Source organism: Dyadobacter sandarakinus, from assembly GCF_016894445.1.
GTDB lineage: Bacteria > Bacteroidota > Bacteroidia > Cytophagales > Spirosomataceae > Dyadobacter > Dyadobacter sandarakinus.
In genome coordinates this window covers 4,721,779-4,736,127 of sequence record NZ_CP056775.1, presented here as the reverse complement: position 1 = coordinate 4,736,127, position 14,349 = coordinate 4,721,779, and the positions used below count along the sequence as shown (strand labels likewise).

The 14,349-nt window shown below is 47.0% G+C and carries 18 protein-coding genes; 9 read left to right on the top strand and 9 right to left on the bottom strand.

Annotation, left to right across the window (positions count from 1 at the left end; translation table 11 throughout):
• Window positions 1-24: 24 nt before the first annotated feature.
• The 3 genes from HWI92_RS19400 to mutL are packed head-to-tail and all read right to left on the bottom strand — an operon-like array spanning window position 25 to window position 3,677.
• Window positions 25-942 carry a rhomboid family intramembrane serine protease gene (locus tag HWI92_RS19400; RefSeq protein ID WP_204658356.1) on the bottom strand — a complete coding sequence of 306 codons (918 nt, stop codon included), beginning with the start codon at window positions 940-942 and terminating at the stop codon, window positions 25-27.
• Window positions 943-948: 6 nt separating this feature from the next.
• On the bottom strand, window positions 949-1,740 hold the full coding sequence (locus HWI92_RS19395) for a rhomboid family intramembrane serine protease (RefSeq protein ID WP_204658354.1): 792 nt from the start codon (window positions 1,738-1,740) through the stop codon (window positions 949-951).
• A gap of 50 nt (window positions 1,741-1,790) precedes the next feature.
• Window positions 1,791-3,677 carry a DNA mismatch repair endonuclease MutL gene (gene mutL, locus HWI92_RS19390; RefSeq protein ID WP_204658352.1) on the bottom strand — a complete coding sequence of 629 codons (1,887 nt, stop codon included), beginning with the start codon at window positions 3,675-3,677 and terminating at the stop codon, window positions 1,791-1,793.
• A gap of 239 nt (window positions 3,678-3,916) precedes the next feature.
• Between mutL and HWI92_RS19385 the strand changes: the two genes are divergently transcribed.
• The gene (locus HWI92_RS19385) at window positions 3,917-4,081 is read left to right on the top strand and encodes a hypothetical protein (RefSeq protein ID WP_204658350.1); all 165 of its coding nucleotides are present in this window, start codon (window positions 3,917-3,919) and stop codon (window positions 4,079-4,081) included.
• A gap of 141 nt (window positions 4,082-4,222) precedes the next feature.
• Window positions 4,223-4,801 carry a porin family protein gene (locus HWI92_RS19380; protein ID WP_204658348.1) on the top strand — a complete coding sequence of 193 codons (579 nt, stop codon included), beginning with the start codon at window positions 4,223-4,225 and terminating at the stop codon, window positions 4,799-4,801.
• A gap of 17 nt (window positions 4,802-4,818) precedes the next feature.
• Here the strand turns inward: HWI92_RS19380 and HWI92_RS19375 are convergent, their stop codons facing one another.
• Together HWI92_RS19375 and HWI92_RS19370 are read right to left on the bottom strand one after the other, a co-directional pair.
• The gene (locus HWI92_RS19375; RefSeq protein ID WP_204658346.1) at window positions 4,819-5,235 is read right to left on the bottom strand and encodes a hypothetical protein; all 417 of its coding nucleotides are present in this window, start codon (window positions 5,233-5,235) and stop codon (window positions 4,819-4,821) included.
• Window positions 5,236-5,263: 28 nt separating this feature from the next.
• Window positions 5,264-5,746, bottom strand: coding sequence for a Panacea domain-containing protein (locus tag HWI92_RS19370; RefSeq protein WP_204658344.1), 483 nt, complete (start codon window positions 5,744-5,746; stop codon window positions 5,264-5,266).
• Window positions 5,747-5,962: 216 nt separating this feature from the next.
• Between HWI92_RS19370 and rpmH the strand changes: the two genes are divergently transcribed.
• The 5 genes from rpmH (at window position 5,963) to HWI92_RS19345 (ending at window position 9,615) form a co-directional block, all read left to right on the top strand.
• Window positions 5,963-6,121 carry a 50S ribosomal protein L34 gene (gene rpmH / locus HWI92_RS19365; RefSeq protein ID WP_015813300.1) on the top strand — a complete coding sequence of 53 codons (159 nt, stop codon included), beginning with the start codon at window positions 5,963-5,965 and terminating at the stop codon, window positions 6,119-6,121.
• 93 nt (window positions 6,122-6,214) lie between these two features.
• Complete coding sequence (locus tag HWI92_RS19360; RefSeq protein WP_204658342.1) at window positions 6,215-6,643, top strand: ribonuclease P protein component; 429 nt, start codon at window positions 6,215-6,217, stop codon at window positions 6,641-6,643.
• The gene (locus HWI92_RS19355; protein ID WP_204658340.1) at window positions 6,640-8,292 is read left to right on the top strand and encodes a S41 family peptidase; all 1,653 of its coding nucleotides are present in this window, start codon (window positions 6,640-6,642) and stop codon (window positions 8,290-8,292) included. The genes HWI92_RS19360 and HWI92_RS19355 overlap by 4 nt, the downstream gene beginning before the upstream one ends.
• A gap of 39 nt (window positions 8,293-8,331) precedes the next feature.
• Window positions 8,332-9,024 (top strand): tRNA (adenosine(37)-N6)-threonylcarbamoyltransferase complex dimerization subunit type 1 TsaB, encoded by a 693-nt coding sequence (gene tsaB, locus HWI92_RS19350; RefSeq protein ID WP_204658338.1) that lies wholly within the window; start codon window positions 8,332-8,334, stop codon window positions 9,022-9,024.
• A 57-nt stretch (window positions 9,025-9,081) separates the two neighbouring features.
• Window positions 9,082-9,615 (top strand): DUF2480 family protein, encoded by a 534-nt coding sequence (locus HWI92_RS19345; RefSeq protein ID WP_204658336.1) that lies wholly within the window; start codon window positions 9,082-9,084, stop codon window positions 9,613-9,615.
• Here the strand turns inward: HWI92_RS19345 and rnhB are convergent.
• Genes rnhB through HWI92_RS19325 form a run of 4 tightly spaced genes read right to left on the bottom strand, consistent with a single transcriptional unit; the run spans window position 9,576 to window position 13,059 of the window.
• Entirely contained in the window at window positions 9,576-10,205 is a 630-nt protein-coding gene (gene rnhB / locus HWI92_RS19340) for a ribonuclease HII (protein ID WP_204658334.1), read from the bottom strand. The two genes, HWI92_RS19345 and rnhB, sit on opposite strands and share 40 nt — an antisense overlap.
• On the bottom strand, window positions 10,205-11,224 hold the full coding sequence (locus tag HWI92_RS19335; protein WP_204658332.1) for a VWA domain-containing protein: 1,020 nt from the start codon (window positions 11,222-11,224) through the stop codon (window positions 10,205-10,207). The genes rnhB and HWI92_RS19335 overlap by 1 nt, the downstream gene beginning before the upstream one ends.
• A gap of 3 nt (window positions 11,225-11,227) precedes the next feature.
• Window positions 11,228-12,172: a hypothetical protein gene (locus HWI92_RS19330; RefSeq protein ID WP_229248325.1), complete on the bottom strand. Its 945-nt coding sequence runs from the start codon at window positions 12,170-12,172 to the stop codon at window positions 11,228-11,230.
• Window positions 12,172-13,059, bottom strand: coding sequence for a DUF58 domain-containing protein (locus tag HWI92_RS19325; RefSeq protein ID WP_204658330.1), 888 nt, complete (start codon window positions 13,057-13,059; stop codon window positions 12,172-12,174). Before HWI92_RS19325 ends, HWI92_RS19330 begins: the two co-directional genes overlap by 1 nt.
• Window positions 13,060-13,094: 35 nt before the next feature.
• Here HWI92_RS19325 and HWI92_RS19320 point away from each other — a divergent pair, with 35 nt between their 5' ends.
• The gene (locus HWI92_RS19320; protein ID WP_229248318.1) at window positions 13,095-13,502 is read left to right on the top strand and encodes a DUF4296 domain-containing protein; all 408 of its coding nucleotides are present in this window, start codon (window positions 13,095-13,097) and stop codon (window positions 13,500-13,502) included.
• A gap of 39 nt (window positions 13,503-13,541) precedes the next feature.
• A complete protein-coding gene (locus tag HWI92_RS19315) occupies window positions 13,542-14,288 on the top strand; it encodes a polyprenol monophosphomannose synthase (RefSeq protein ID WP_204658328.1) in 747 nt (248 codons plus the stop codon).
• Window positions 14,289-14,349: the final 61 nt, after the last annotated feature.

Below are 14,349 nucleotides of genomic sequence, written 5' to 3'. Positions count from 1 at the left end.
TAAGTAAACCTGCTATGGCGTACCCTATTTTTGCTGACTGGCCTTAAATAATTTTTGTTTCTCTTCCCGGGTCAGGCTTTCATATCCGGACTTTGAAATTTTGTCCAGAATAGTATCAATTTCTGTCTGATCTGGCATTTCTATGGGGCCACCTGCGGTGGATGAGGAATATACGCTGGTACTGCGGTACACCTGGCGTTCGCGGTAGGTTACCTGCATGGAAGGACGTTTGCGGAAGAGCCTCGACCAGCCATTCATGACGGCATAGATCGGTTTTCCCAGGTCTGTACCGCTTTGCAACATTTTGATGAATACATACCCGATCAGCGCTCCGCCCAGGTGCGCCAGGTTGCCGCCTGCATTGGGGCCGACTGTCTGAGCAAGAGACAGAATGATGTAGAACAAAGCGATAAACTTAATCCTCACCGGACCCAGAAAAATCAGGTTAAAGGTATAGTTAGGCAGCAGGGTGGAGGCCCCTACTGCTACTGAAAATGCGGCTGCCGATGCGCCCAGCATCTGGGAACCTTCCACGAATGCATGGAAGTAAGGCAGCATATTGTAAAGCACAATGAAAATAACGCCGCCGGCAATTCCGCCCAGCAGGTATAATGCAATCACCCTTTTGGCACCCAGGTATTCATCAATCAACCTGCCAAACCAATACAGGAAAAGCATGTTGAAGAGGATATGGAAAATATCGTCATGCGTGAAAAAGTAGGTGATGAGTGTCCAGGGCTTGCGTATAAACTCGGAAGTGGCGGCAGGAAGCTGCAGTGTATCGATCACAGCCTCATATACATTGGGCGACTGGGAAAGTGTAAGAACTATCTTCAGAAGGAGCAATATCAGAAATACTGCTGTGTTGACCAGGATTATCTTAACGAGTGCATTTTCAGACTTGGCAAACTCCCTCTTTACATCATCTACAATATTGCTCATCTTATATCAATAGAAATTTGTTTTCCGCATATTCCAGTAACGCAACAATATATATGCAAATAGCATTCCTCCTATATGCGCGAAATGCGCAACATTATCTGACTGTGCGTTCTGGATACCGGAGTAAAGCTCGTAGAGGCCGTAAAATGCTACGAAGTACTTGGCTTTCACCGGAAACGGCACAAACAGGAGGAAAAGCTCAGTGTTCGGAAATAATAAACCAAACGCCATCAGAATGCCGAAAATTGCTCCTGATGCACCTACCATAGGCGTGTTGATCAGGCTTTGGTAGTAGGTGGTTACGATGTTTATACTCTGTTGAATATACTGAGAATTTGCAGGATTTTCTTCAAACTGATTTGAAAATTCCCGCATGAAGTCCGACTCATGAAATGCACGCCCGTATTTGCTTGTAAAATCAACAAGTGCGTCGGGGCTAGGGCTTTGTGTATATATTTCAACAGCCTCCCGTACACGGCTGTTTTCAAAATAATCAATCCCCGAAAACAACAGTCCTGCACCTATCCCGGTAAAAAAATAAAAAAAGAGAAAGCGCTTGGGTCCCCACATCCGTTCAAGCAGCGGTCCGAACATAAACAACCCGAACATATTGGAAAAAAGGTGCCCCAGGCTCCCATGCAGGAACATATAGGTAACGAACTGGTAAGGCATAAACGCCGGTGACAAAAACGACCTCAGCGCAAACCCTCCGGTAAGATCGATAACATACGAGTCAACAATAAAAAACAGGACATTCAATATCAAAAGATTCCTGACCGTAGGCGTAATGGATAACATATGTGCTCGTAAGTAGAAAGAAATATAAATCGTTAAATGCCTGCCTGTTTTCAGCTTTTGAAAATTCCCGCAAGCTTGTCCATCGTAAGTAAAACAATGATCGGCTCCCCGCCCGGAGTTCTGTTCGGATCGGTGGAAGCAAAAAGCTGGTCAATCAGCGTGTGGATTTCAACCATCGACAATTTGACCGCATACCTGTAAGAAAAACGTTTTGCCAGCGACCGCGAAAGGCTTTCGGGTTTGTTCAGTTTGAGGTCGGAATAACTTTGTTTCAGCTGCTCTATCAACTCTTCAAACAAATCCTGCTCGCTTTCCTCCGGGAGGTCTGCCGGAATACCGCGTATAATCAGCTCATTGGCCCCAAACTCATCGAATTCAAACCCCAGACTTCGGATTTCCTTTTTGGTTTCATGCACCAGCTGCATATCGGAATGCGTCAGCCGGATGGTTTTGGGAAATAAAAGCTGCTGGCAGGCACCATTGCGATTGGTGAGCATTTTGCGGTACCGCTCGTAAAGAATGCGCTCATAGGCCGCTTTCTGATCAATCAGCATAATTCCGTCCTTGACCTGCGAGAGAATGTACCGGTTGTGCAGCTGAAAAAGCATTGCATCACTTTCCGGCGCCGAAATTACCTCGGAAGCCATCCGGTTGATCTTGCTCGCTACTGTCTTGGATTGCTCCTGGTAAGCCGGTCTTGATACCGTGGTCGTGTTCATTTCAAAAGCGGCCAGTTCCCGGGAGCGATCCTCCGAGTTCTGCAAGCCCTCGAAGAGTTTGTTCCAGTTGGTCAGGTTGGAGCGCGAAGCACTACCCTCGCCCTTTTTAGACTGGGCTGCCCAGTCGGGCATTACCGTCCGGGGAATCATATTATGGTTCTGATCACCGGGAGATGTGTTCAGAAAATTTACATTATCATCAAAATCAATGGACTGAGACAGGTTATAAACGCCTACTGCCTTTTTCACAGCCGCCATCACAATGGCATATACGGATCTTTCATCATCAAACTTGATTTCTGTTTTGGTCGGATGAATGTTGATATCGATGTGTGAAGGATCAATTTCGAGAAAAAGCACGTAGAAAGGATGACTTCCCTCCGCAATCGTGCCGTCAAAGGCACTTACTACGGCGTGATTCAGGTAATTATGCTTGATGTACCTGTCGTTGACAAAGAAAAATTGCTCTCCGCGTGTCTTCTTGGCAAACTCGGGCTTACCTACATAGCCGCGTACGCTGATGTAGGATGTATCTTCCTGGCAGAATGCCAGCTGCTCCCGGTAGCTTTTTCCGTAAATATCCACGATCCTGCGCACCAGCTTGCCACTTTGCAGGTTGAAAACCTCGGTATCATTATGATGCAGCGTCATCGCTACCTCCGGGTGTGACAGTGCTACACGCTGAAATTCATCGAGCACATGCCGCATTTCAACCGAATTGGATTTCAGGAAATTGCGGCGTGCAGGTACATTGAAAAATAGATTTTTGACCGAAATACTCGTGCCTTTTATACAGGCGACCGGTTCCTGGGACTTGATATCGGAACCTTCAATACGGATCAGTGTACCCAGCTCATCGGTTTCGCGGCGGGTGCGCATTTCTATCTGAGCAACTGCCGAAATGGATGCAAGTGCTTCTCCCCGGAACCCCATGCTGCGGATGCGGAAAAGGTCTTCGGACTGGCGTATTTTGGAAGTAGCATGGCGCTCGAATGACATGCGGGCATCGGTTTCGGACATTCCTGAACCATTATCGATGACCTGTATCAGTGTTCGGCCAGCTTCGCGGAGAATGACCTGAATGCTTGTAGCCTTAGCATCAATTGCATTTTCCATCAGCTCCTTTATGGCGGAAGCAGGCCTTTGGACAACTTCGCCGGCAGCTATCTGGTTTGCAATAGAATCCGGTAATAATTGTATGATATCAGACGAAGACATGTCCAGGGTGCAGTTTGCTTTACTAAACAAATAAACAAAATTTTTAACAGCTGCACGCACATTACCGGTGATGCCCGGGCAAATGCGCCATGAATACCAGCAAAGAACTTGTAGAAATATTTGTGTTGAAAATGAAATTTGTAAGTCTTTTCAGGCCATTTTCCATCCAGCTTTTTGATGATTTCCATTTGTTTATGTAAATTGGATTCCTCACTTAGGAGAAATAACCTGATCCAGTTATGAAAGCGCCCGTTATCAAAAGGTTCAATTTTACGATGGCATTGCAGTGGCTCATTTTTCTGCCGGTGATTTTGCCTTTGTGTATTGTATTTGGTGCCCTTCAGGGAATTCTTAAAACCGTGGAGAAAATGGCACACCGTATGTGGCTCGATATGGAGTTATAGGTGCGTACCCGGCGGCTTTGCGCGAGTATACATGGCACCGTCAGGCGATGGCCTGATTTTTACTGGATAAATTACAGCTTCCCGCACTTCAAACACTTCTTCAACACGCGGTGAAGTTTGTACCAGTTAAAACATATCGCAATGAAAAAACCATTAATTACCTTAATGCTGCTGGCTATCAGCACGCTCTCGTTCAGTCAGGCAAAGTTCAGCCTGGGCCCCAAAGCAGGTATCAACATCAGCAACTATACCGGTGGTAATATCCAGTCGGATGCGCTGGTAGGCTATCACATTGGTGGTGTGCTTAATTACGGCTTTGGAAAAGTGTTCTCGCTGCAACCTGAGGTGTTATTCTCCACACAGGGTGCAAAAGTTGAAAATGGCGGCCAGAAAGAAGATTTCAAGATCAGCTACATCACAGTGCCTGTTATGCTGAAGTTCCGTACAAACAGCGGGTTTTATGTTGAGCTGGGACCGCAGGCAGGATTCAGAGCGGGATCAGACATTCCGGATCAGACGATCAACAATTTTGCTAAAAACCTTGACCTGGCTGGCGCTGTGGGTATCGGTTACCATTCAGGCATTGGTCTGGGTGTAGGTGCGCGTTACATTGCGGGAGTTTCCAAGGTTGGTGATTTCTCGGGCCAGGACATTGATCCTGATTTCAAGAACAGTGTAATCCAGGTGAGCTTGTTCTGGGCTATTCCGTTCGTTAAATAATATATGCTTCGCCGGCCTTATTCCTCCAACGGAGGTGGGGCTGGCGTAGTTTCACGGCCTGGCGCCGGAAAAAGATATTTGGTCACAACAAGGAAGAATCCCGTGATATTCACGGTAGCTGTTGTGACCAATGTTATTAATACTGCATCCGAAAGGTGAAAGCTGAAACTGATGTATTTGACGCCGGTACGGAAGAATACATCCAGGAAGTTATAGCAGTAGATTTCCCCGATTCCGTTGAGCCACACCAGCAATACAACGGTTACCAGCCAAACACAAACCATCCAGAAAATATACTCCGCGTATTTTTTCCGCTCGCGGATGTTCTGCGTCAATCCTTCCAGATTAGCCTCCTGCAATAATCTCAGAAAGTTTTTTTCGCTGATATCCTGCTCTGTGGACTGGGATGAGGCCGATGCAACCCAGTTACGCAATGAACTGGTACTAAATGGCTTTGGCTGCTCAGACTGCGTTGGATTGGATTTGCTGCTCAAAATATTCCCTTATCAAATTGTCGTCAATAATCCCGTTTTCACCAAAACGCTTGTAGGTAATATCCCAGGGAGAATTTTTGGCATGCGACCAGTTGGAAAGTGTGACGGCATCCACATCACGGGTGATCTCCCAGGTACTTTGTATAGCCTCAACTGCTGACGGCGTCAGTTCTGAAAAATTTTCGAGAGGAAGGAAGTTGACGGTTATGGAAGTCCGTTCAATGATCGGGGCGTTTCCCCATTTTTTATAAAGCTGATAAATCGTCGGGACTACGGGGCCAAAACGCCAGGCAAGGAATTTCTCGCGTACAAGCGGATCTCCGTTGTTGACGGCCAGATGCAGGCCGTGTGCAAAAAATACCATTTTCTGCAACTTCATCTGTGTGACGGGATTATTTTCCTTAACCCCCAGATTGACAAATTGCCCGGCTATCAGAATTGACGAATACATACTTTTCTACTTTAAAACTCTCAATTCCCTAATGCAATGTACATACTATTAGACGAAAGAAAATTGACGGGGTAACTTTAAAAGTTTAAATAACCCGCAACCGGGTACCCCGGAAAAACTTTTTCCACAAGTAACGTATAATTTGAATTTTTCCCTACCTTTGCAAGCCAAAATTACGGGTAGAAGAGATTTTAAGCGCAATAATTTGATAATGAGATGAAACGTACCTTTCAACCATCGAATCGCAAGAGAAGAAATAAGCATGGGTTCCGTGAAAGAATGTCTACGGCAAATGGTCGTAAGGTAGTAGCCGGCCGCCGTAAAAAAGGTCGCTGGAAACTGACTGTTTCTGACGAAAAGCGTCATAAGCAATAATCAGGTTTGAGGTTTGAGTAGGAGACGCTCGTCTTTCGCAGTCTGATAGGTTCGGTTGCTCCAGCTTATCAGACTACTTTTTTCTACAAGAACTTGAAACAGACATTCGGTAAAAAGGAGCGCTTGTGCGGCCATCGCGAAATTGGCAGGCTATTTCAAAGAGGTAGTACGGAAGTTCAGACGTTCTACCTTTTTCCTTTTAGGGTACTTTACATTCAGGATCAGCAATTTACCTCCCCTCTCCCGCAGGTCCTCTTCTCTGTTTCCAAGAAAAAATTTAAAAAGGCTGTCGATCGTAATCTGGTACGCCGCCGCTGCAAAGAGTCGTATCGCCTCAGCAAGCAGCCCCTCCAATTGCTGCCTCCCGGCGAAAAGCCTTCCTACATTGCTTTTTTGTATCTTGCAAAAGAAATAGCATCTTATGACGTTATTGACAAGGCAATGAAACAATGCATTAAAAAGCTGGAAAAGTTGCCCTTCAATCTCCGGAAGGATCCATCAAATTCCACTGAAAACCCATGAGAAAATCTTTTCGCCCATTATGGCTGGCTGCGCCCGTGTTGGCTGGCCTGGCTATATTTTCTTTTAAACAGGATGACCGCCTGTTTGAAATTGCCCGCAATCTCGACATTTATGCCACGCTTTTTAAGGAGCTGAATGCCAACTACGTAGATGAGGTAAATCCTAATATCCTGATTAAAACCAGCATTGATAACATGCTCCGCTCACTGGACCCGTACACGGTGTATTATGCTGAGGATGATATTGAAGATTATATGACCATGACCACCGGCAAGTACAATGGCATTGGTGCCATGGTCAGCTCTGCCGACGGCAAACACGTGGTAATGATGGTGTATGAAGGTACACCTGCTCAAAAAGCCGGCTTGCAGCTCGGAGACGAAATCCAGAAGATAAATGGTATAGACCTCTCGACCCGGGGAGAGTTTGATACCGGAAAACTACTTAAGGGACAAACACAAACCGGGGTGACGCTCACCTTGAAAAGGTATGGCGTAACCAAGCCTGTGGAAGTTACCCTGAACCGCGACATTGTGAAGGTAACCAATGTACCTTATTATGGAATGCTCAACGAAAGTGTCGGCTACATCGATCTGAAAGACTTTACTGCTTCGGCTTCACGCGAAGTGCGGAATGCATTTCAGGAGCTGAAAGGAAAAGGAATGAAAAGTGTAGTGCTCGACCTGCGCGATAATCCCGGTGGACTTCTGGACATGGCGATCGAAATCTCCAACATTTTTATTCCGAAAGGAGAAGAAATTGTATCGACCAAAGGCAAGGTAACAGAGTGGAACAAAACATACACTGCCTACAATCCTGCACTGGATACGGAAATTCCGGTAGTGGTACTTACCAATAACCGCAGCGCCTCCGCAGCGGAGATCGTCTCGGGAGTTATCCAGGATTATGATCGCGGCGTGCTGATCGGGCAGCGTACTTATGGGAAAGGTCTTGTGCAGACAACCAAGGATCTTTCTTTTAACACAAAAATGAAAATCACTACGGCCAAGTACTACATTCCGAGCGGCCGGTGTATCCAGGCAATTGATTACAGCCACAGGAATGATGACGGCAGCGTGGGCAAAATACCCGATTCGCTGATGACAGCATTCAAGACCCATAATGGACGTGTAGTGTACGATGGTGGTGGTATACTCCCTGATATTCAGACTGAAAAGGAAACCTACTCGGCACTGGCCAGCTCACTGGGGCGTAACCGGCTGTTTTTTGATTATGCCGTTAAATACCACTTTGAGCATCAGACTATTAAGCCAGCCCGGGACTTTCACCTGACAGATGCCGATTATGCTGCATTTGTAAAATGGCTTGACGATAAGGAATACGACTACACTTCCCAGGTAGAGCGCGACCTGGCTGACCTGGAAGCATCCGCAAAAAAAGAGAAATCCCTGGAAGTTATTGAAGATCAGCTGAAAGCACTCAAACAAAAGCTGACGCACAGTAAGGTAAACGACCTGCAGATTTACAAACCCGAGATCAAACAGATCCTGGAAGAAGAGATCATCAAGCATTACTATCTCGAAAAGGGAATGCGTGAGGCTTCATTCAACGAAGATGCGGAAATAAAGGCGGCGCTCGCGCTCTTTAAAGAGCCAGGCCGATACAATGAAATTCTTAAAAAGAAATAATCCCGGCCCGTCAGCAACCCTGACGGGCTTTTAACTGCTATGCTTTTACTGAGTATTGATACTTCAACCCGCGGATGCTCAGTGGCGCTGCACGACGGTGATGTATTGCTGGCCCTTTCGGAGCTGTATACAGATAAGTCATCTTCGGCTATGCTGACCACACTGATTGAGCGTATTGTTGCACAATCACGTTACCTGCTGCGCGACCTGGATGCCATTGCCGTGGCAAAAGGTCCGGGCTCGTACACCGGCTTGCGCGTAGGTGTATCCACAGCAAAAGGCCTTTGCTATGCACTTGATAAGCCTCTGATCGCTATTAATACGCTGGAAGCGATGGCTTTTCAGCTGCAAGGCTTTTATCCGGACAGCCTGCTTTGCCCGATGATTGATGCCCGCCGCATGGAGGTATACACGGCTGTGTTCAATGAGCGGAATGAGATGGTGCAACCTACCAATGCAGTTATCCTGACAGATCAGAGCTTTGAAGAATATCTGTCTCATTCACGGATGGTGTTTTTCGGTGATGGTGCAGCCAAGTTCAAATCTTTGATGAATGATAAAGAAAATGCATTCTTTCCTTCAAAGCTGATCCAGCCAAGTGCAGCTACGGTGGGCCTACTCGCAGCAGGATCCTTTCAGAATGGTATTTTTGAAGATACTGCAATGTTTGAGCCTTATTACCTGAAAGACTTTATGTCCCTGTCTGCACGGAAAACGGGGAGCCTGGTTTAGCTTATATTCAAACCAAGTACCCGAATTTGGTGTTAGGTCTTTTGTAACTGAACAAAAATGGAAACTGAGGAAATTGTCAACCGCATTGCTTCAAGCGGTATTATATCTTTTGATCTTGAAACCTTGTATCATCCGGGTGAGCGGATTACTTACGATATCAAGGACAACCTCTGGCAGGGATTGATACTTAAGGAAAAGGATTTTCGCGATTTTTTGAAGACACATGACTGGACGCAGTACCAGGATAAAAATGTGTCGGTAATCTGCTCCGAGGATGCGATTGTGCCTACCTGGGCTTACATGCTGCTTGCATTGCACTTGGAGCCTTATGCCAATGCAGTGGTATTCGGCGACATGACGGCATTGGAAGACAACCTGTTTGCAGATGCCCTTCAGAAACTGGATATTGAAGAATTCAGAGGAAAAAAAGTAGTAGTGAAAGGCTGCAGTAAATTTCCGGTTCCCATTTCAGCCTACATGCTCATCAGCCAAATGCTCAAACCCGTAGTACAAAGCCTGATGTTCGGAGAGCCATGCAGTACGGTACCCCTTTACAAAAAGCCTAAATCTTCCGTTTCTTCCTCCAACTGACCGGTCTCTTCGGCTTTAAGCAGCCTGAATGTCATCCGGTGATACGGACAAGGCCCATGCAGGCCGATGGCGCGCCTATGATGAATAGTAGGATAACCTACGTTGGTTTCCCATCCGTAGTGCGGATATTGTTGTGACAGGCCGCTCATCAGCTCATCACGGTAATTTTTGGCAAGTACAGATGCTGCTGCAATGGAAAGGTAATGCGCATCGCCTTTGATGATGCAGGTGTGCGGGATCATCGGGTAAGGTGTAAAGCGGTTACCATCTACCAGCAAATGTTCGGGCCGGTGCGTCAGCTTGTCGACAGCTCGGTGCATGGCCAAAAAACTCGCCTTTAAAATATTAATCCGGTCAATTTCAAGATTGTCTACCTCGGCTACTGCCCAGGCAAGTGCTTCACGGACGATTTCTGTTTCAAGCTCTAAACGCTGGGAACGGGTCAGCTGCTTGGAATCATTCAGGTAGGCATGGGTGTAATCTTGCGGAAGTATCACCGCAGCTGCCACCACAGGGCCTGCCAGGCAGCCCCGGCCTACTTCGTCCAGCCCGGCTTCAATGACATTGATATTGTAATATGCTTTCAGCATTAATCTTCAAGAATGTTAGCCATAAAGGTACTTTTGGTACCCATCGCAATAAGGAGGAACAATACAGCCCAATATAAATAAACCCTGTAAAAATCGCTGACGTCCCGCGATACTACATCCCGCGATTTTACTTTTTCAAGCTGGTCTATTTGTTTAAACACTGTTTCCAGACCGATATTATCGGAAGCACGGAAATATTTACCATTACCGATATCCGCAATGTTTTTGAGCTCGCCCTCATCCACCATTGCCGCTGCTGCTGCGGTGGTATCGCGCCGGGTAACTGTCCGTGGTTTCCCGACTGATATGGTGTAAATCTTGATTCCGAATGCATGTGCCAACTGGGCCGAAGTAGCAGGTCCCAGGTTACCCGATGTATTATCCCCGTCACTGATCAGGATTACCACCTTGCTGTCACCCGGCATTTCGCGCATGCGGTTTACAGACACCGCCAGTGCCGATCCGATGGCTGTACCCGCAATCGGGATCATATTGGGATTGATCTGGTTCAGAAAACCATACAGCAGCTCATAGTCGGTGGTAAGCGGACAGAGCGATACTGCTTCTCCCGCAAAAATCACAATGCCGATACGATCGTGAAGTCGCCCCTGTATAAACTTTCTCGCCACTGTTTTAGCTGCGGCAAGCCTGTTTGGGTTCAGGTCTTTTTCCAACATGGAATCAGAGATGTCCAGCAGCAGCATAATGTCGATACCTTCGGAGTACCTGTCTGTACGCTCGGAAACCACCTGCGGCCTGGCCAGCGCCACAAGGATCAATGCAATACCCAGGCCCACACTGACAGGTTGGATAAACCGCAGTAATACCAGCCAGTTCCAGGCACTTTTTACTCGGCTGAATGTAGTGGTCAGCCGTTGCTTATGCTTTCGGTACAATGCATCCCGGAGCCAGAAAAGTATGGGAACAAAGGGTATCAGGTACAAAAAATAGGGATATACCCACTCATACGACTGCCAGGCATTGATTCCGAACCATTTTAATGAAAACCATTCTCCCATGAATCAGGCAACCGGACTGTTTAAAATAAACTTTCTTTTACTTCTGTAAATGCGTGTTGCCCCGGCTTTCAGTACTTCAAGCGATGCGTCCATATTGCGGGACTTACCCTGTCCGTAAATGATACTGTCCATATTCTTTAATGCCTCTGCAAGCTCTTCATCAGGCATATTATCTACGATCTCCCGGGTTGTGTAGGTAGCAAAGGGTTTTTTCTCCAATCTTTCCAGATAATTTTTCCAGACGATGATCGCCTTTTCGGCATCCTTGATGTTATTCTTTTCCCTCGCATTCCGCATAAGCCGGTTAAATATGCGAAGGTATTCGAGGTGCCTGCGCTGCAATTTCAGCAGCTGCCACTGCTTGTAAATGTCCTGCCCGAAAACCCAGTAGATACTGCCGATCGTACCGATGATCAGCGCCAGGCTACCAATAAGTATGGAGAAGTTAAACTGCCGTCCCAGCCGGAGCAGGTGGGTTTCAGGAACAAGCCGGGGTTTTTTCCTTAGAGCAGCAATATTGCTTTTTAACAAAAAAACGGAATCCGGCCGGGTGAAAACAGCTGTACAGTCTTTCTGACGAAAAACATAGACCGGCAGACGCAGCCGCTGCACAGGGGCTACATCGAAGGAAACCAGGTGATACACCGCACTGTCCAGCGTACCACGATCATCCGTGCTGGACACAAAACTTTTTTTCGAGATCAGTTCAAACGGCCCGAAGTTGTAAGCCGAGTCAGGAAAGAAGACTTCCGTGGCAGACTTGTGCCGGAAGCTAAGTGAAAAATATACAGGCTTACCCACTTCAATACTATCCGTCAGGAAAACGCCCTGTGGAAGATTCTTCTGCGCCCATGCACCAGAATGGAAAAAGCAGCATAGGATCAGCAATGCCCCGGCCCTGAGCGATCTGCTGTTTGCAAGTAAGCGTTTGAATACCAATGCAGACATCAGGACGAAGTAGTGCTTCTGGTATAACGCCTTACTTTAAACAAATGGATCAACGCAGGGATGTAATCCTCCTGGGTATTTACGATCAGGTAGTCTGCCCGGTTCTGGTGACATAATCTTTTCAGCTCCTCACTGCGTTTTTCAAAACGGCTGGCCATTTGCTCACGGTACTGCTTGGAGGATGTATTGATCCATACGGTACTTTGCTTTTCGGCATCATACAGCGGGATAATGCCCAGTCCGGGCAAACTGACTTCCCGGGTATCATACAAATGAATCACCACCAGGTCGTGCTTGCGTGCCAGTGCTTTTAAGTTATGCTGGTAATTAAGGTCGATAAAGTCTGAGATCAGGAAAACAAGGCTGCGGCGTCTCAGTACATTCAGCGCCACCAGTATAGCGTCGGCAATATTGGTGCGGGGCGACTCAGGGATCAGCTTGTAGAGTTCGGAAATAACACTGTACCCGTGCTTCATCCCATCCGACGGGCGGATGTAACGTTCTGTTTTATCAGAAAAACAAAGCAAACCGACCCGTGAAGCCTCCTGGATGGCCGACAATGCGAGCACGCCGCATACTTCCTTACCGATATCAATTTTAAGCCGCCGTAATTCACCCACTTGCTGCGAAGCACTTACATCGAGCATAAAGAATGCCGTCTGCTCCTTTTCCTCCTTAAAGATTTTCAAAAAGGTACCATGCCCTTTGGCAGAGGTATTCCAGTCAATCGCCCGCACATCATCGCCGTACTGGTAAAGACGAAGGTCATCGAATTCCAGTCCCGAGCCCTTAAATACGGAGTGAAAGTTCCCATACCGTTCACTGGTAACGGCTTTTCGCATCCGTATCTCGTATTTCCTCAACTTTCCCAAAAACTGCTGAAACATAAGTTTTGCGAAAAAATCACCAACTTTGTCGTCCTGTGAAACCAAACAAAGATAGGCATTTGCGTGTTATGAAGCGGCTGCTCTCCCATTTACGAGGCCTGGCGGCATTGTATGCGCTACCTGCTTTGCTCCTTGCAGGCTGCGGCGGTGACAATACACTCCCTGCCAACACGCTGTCTGAGGAACAGATGTCGAACATCCTGGCAGACATTCACCTGGCCGAATCGCGAGTGAACCGCCTGCAGCTACGCTCGCTGGACTCGTCCCTGATGCTCTTCAACAGGCTGAAAAGCGACATCTGGAAAAAATATAAGGTAGATACCCTGGCTTACCGCGAGAGCTATAATTACTACATGACACACCCGGAGGTCATGACGCGTATTTATGAAAAAGTAGGGAAGAAGATTGAGCAGAGGGAGAAAAGCAGCAATATTAAGCTCTGACACTACACACATTGGTCGTAAACCTATAAAATACAGCAAGTGAACAACAGCATTGTAGTTATTCCAACCTACAACGAAATCGAAAACATTGAGGCGATTATCCGGAAGGTTCTTACGCTGAGCCAGCCATTTGACCTGTTGATTATCGACGACGGCTCACCCGACGGTACCGCTGCGGTGGTCAAACGCCTGATGGGAGAATTTCCTGCTTTGCTGCACCTGGTAGAAAGAAAAGGTAAGCTGGGATTGGGTACGGCTTACATTCACGGATTCAAATGGGCGCTGGAACGTGGATACGAGTATATTTTTGAAATGGATGCCGACTTTTCACACCCTCCGGAAGATCTTGTACGCTTGCATCATGCCTGTGCCGTGCAGGGTAAGGACGTGGCGATCGGGTCACGGTACATTACGGGTGTCAATGTGGTAAACTGGCCTATCAACCGCGTGCTGATGTCCTACTTTGCAGGAACTTACGTGAGGATGATTACAGGAATGAGCATCATGGACCCGACAGCAGGATTTATTTGCTACACCGCTCGTGTGCTCCGGACAATCAACCTGAACAGCATCCGCTTTATCGGGTATGCATTCCAGATCGAGATGAAGTTTAATTCCTGGAAGTACGGATTTGATATCGTGGAGGTGCCAATCATCTTTACCGATCGTACCAAAGGTGCTTCCAAAATGTCACGGGGAATATTCAAGGAGGCTGTTTTCGGTGTGATCAGCATGAAAATCAACAGTTACTTCAAACGTTACATTCCATCACATTCGGAAAAGTAAGCCAGGAGTTTTTTTCTGATTTAGTTAAAAAAACTTAACGCCAATTTGCCTGCTGCATTTA

Coding starts and splice junctions, on each gene's coding strand:
- HWI92_RS19400 (WP_204658356.1), bottom strand. CDS start 942: ATGAGCAATATTGTAGATGATGTAAAGAGGGAGTTTGCCAAGTCTGAA.
- HWI92_RS19395 (WP_204658354.1), bottom strand. CDS start 1,740: ATGTTATCCATTACGCCTACGGTCAGGAATCTTTTGATATTGAATGTC.
- mutL (WP_204658352.1), bottom strand. CDS start 3,677: ATGTCTTCGTCTGATATCATACAATTATTACCGGATTCTATTGCAAAC.
- HWI92_RS19385 (WP_204658350.1), top strand. CDS start 3,917: ATGAAAGCGCCCGTTATCAAAAGGTTCAATTTTACGATGGCATTGCAG.
- HWI92_RS19380 (WP_204658348.1), top strand. CDS start 4,223: ATGAAAAAACCATTAATTACCTTAATGCTGCTGGCTATCAGCACGCTC.
- HWI92_RS19370 (WP_204658344.1), bottom strand. CDS start 5,746: ATGTATTCGTCAATTCTGATAGCCGGGCAATTTGTCAATCTGGGGGTT.
- rpmH (WP_015813300.1), top strand. CDS start 5,963: ATGAAACGTACCTTTCAACCATCGAATCGCAAGAGAAGAAATAAGCAT.
- HWI92_RS19355 (WP_204658340.1), top strand. CDS start 6,640: ATGAGAAAATCTTTTCGCCCATTATGGCTGGCTGCGCCCGTGTTGGCT.
- tsaB (WP_204658338.1), top strand. CDS start 8,332: ATGCTTTTACTGAGTATTGATACTTCAACCCGCGGATGCTCAGTGGCG.
- HWI92_RS19345 (WP_204658336.1), top strand. CDS start 9,082: ATGGAAACTGAGGAAATTGTCAACCGCATTGCTTCAAGCGGTATTATA.
- rnhB (WP_204658334.1), bottom strand. CDS start 10,205: ATGCTGAAAGCATATTACAATATCAATGTCATTGAAGCCGGGCTGGAC.
- HWI92_RS19335 (WP_204658332.1), bottom strand. CDS start 11,224: ATGGGAGAATGGTTTTCATTAAAATGGTTCGGAATCAATGCCTGGCAG.
- HWI92_RS19330 (WP_229248325.1), bottom strand. CDS start 12,172: ATGTCTGCATTGGTATTCAAACGCTTACTTGCAAACAGCAGATCGCTC.
- HWI92_RS19325 (WP_204658330.1), bottom strand. CDS start 13,059: ATGTTTCAGCAGTTTTTGGGAAAGTTGAGGAAATACGAGATACGGATG.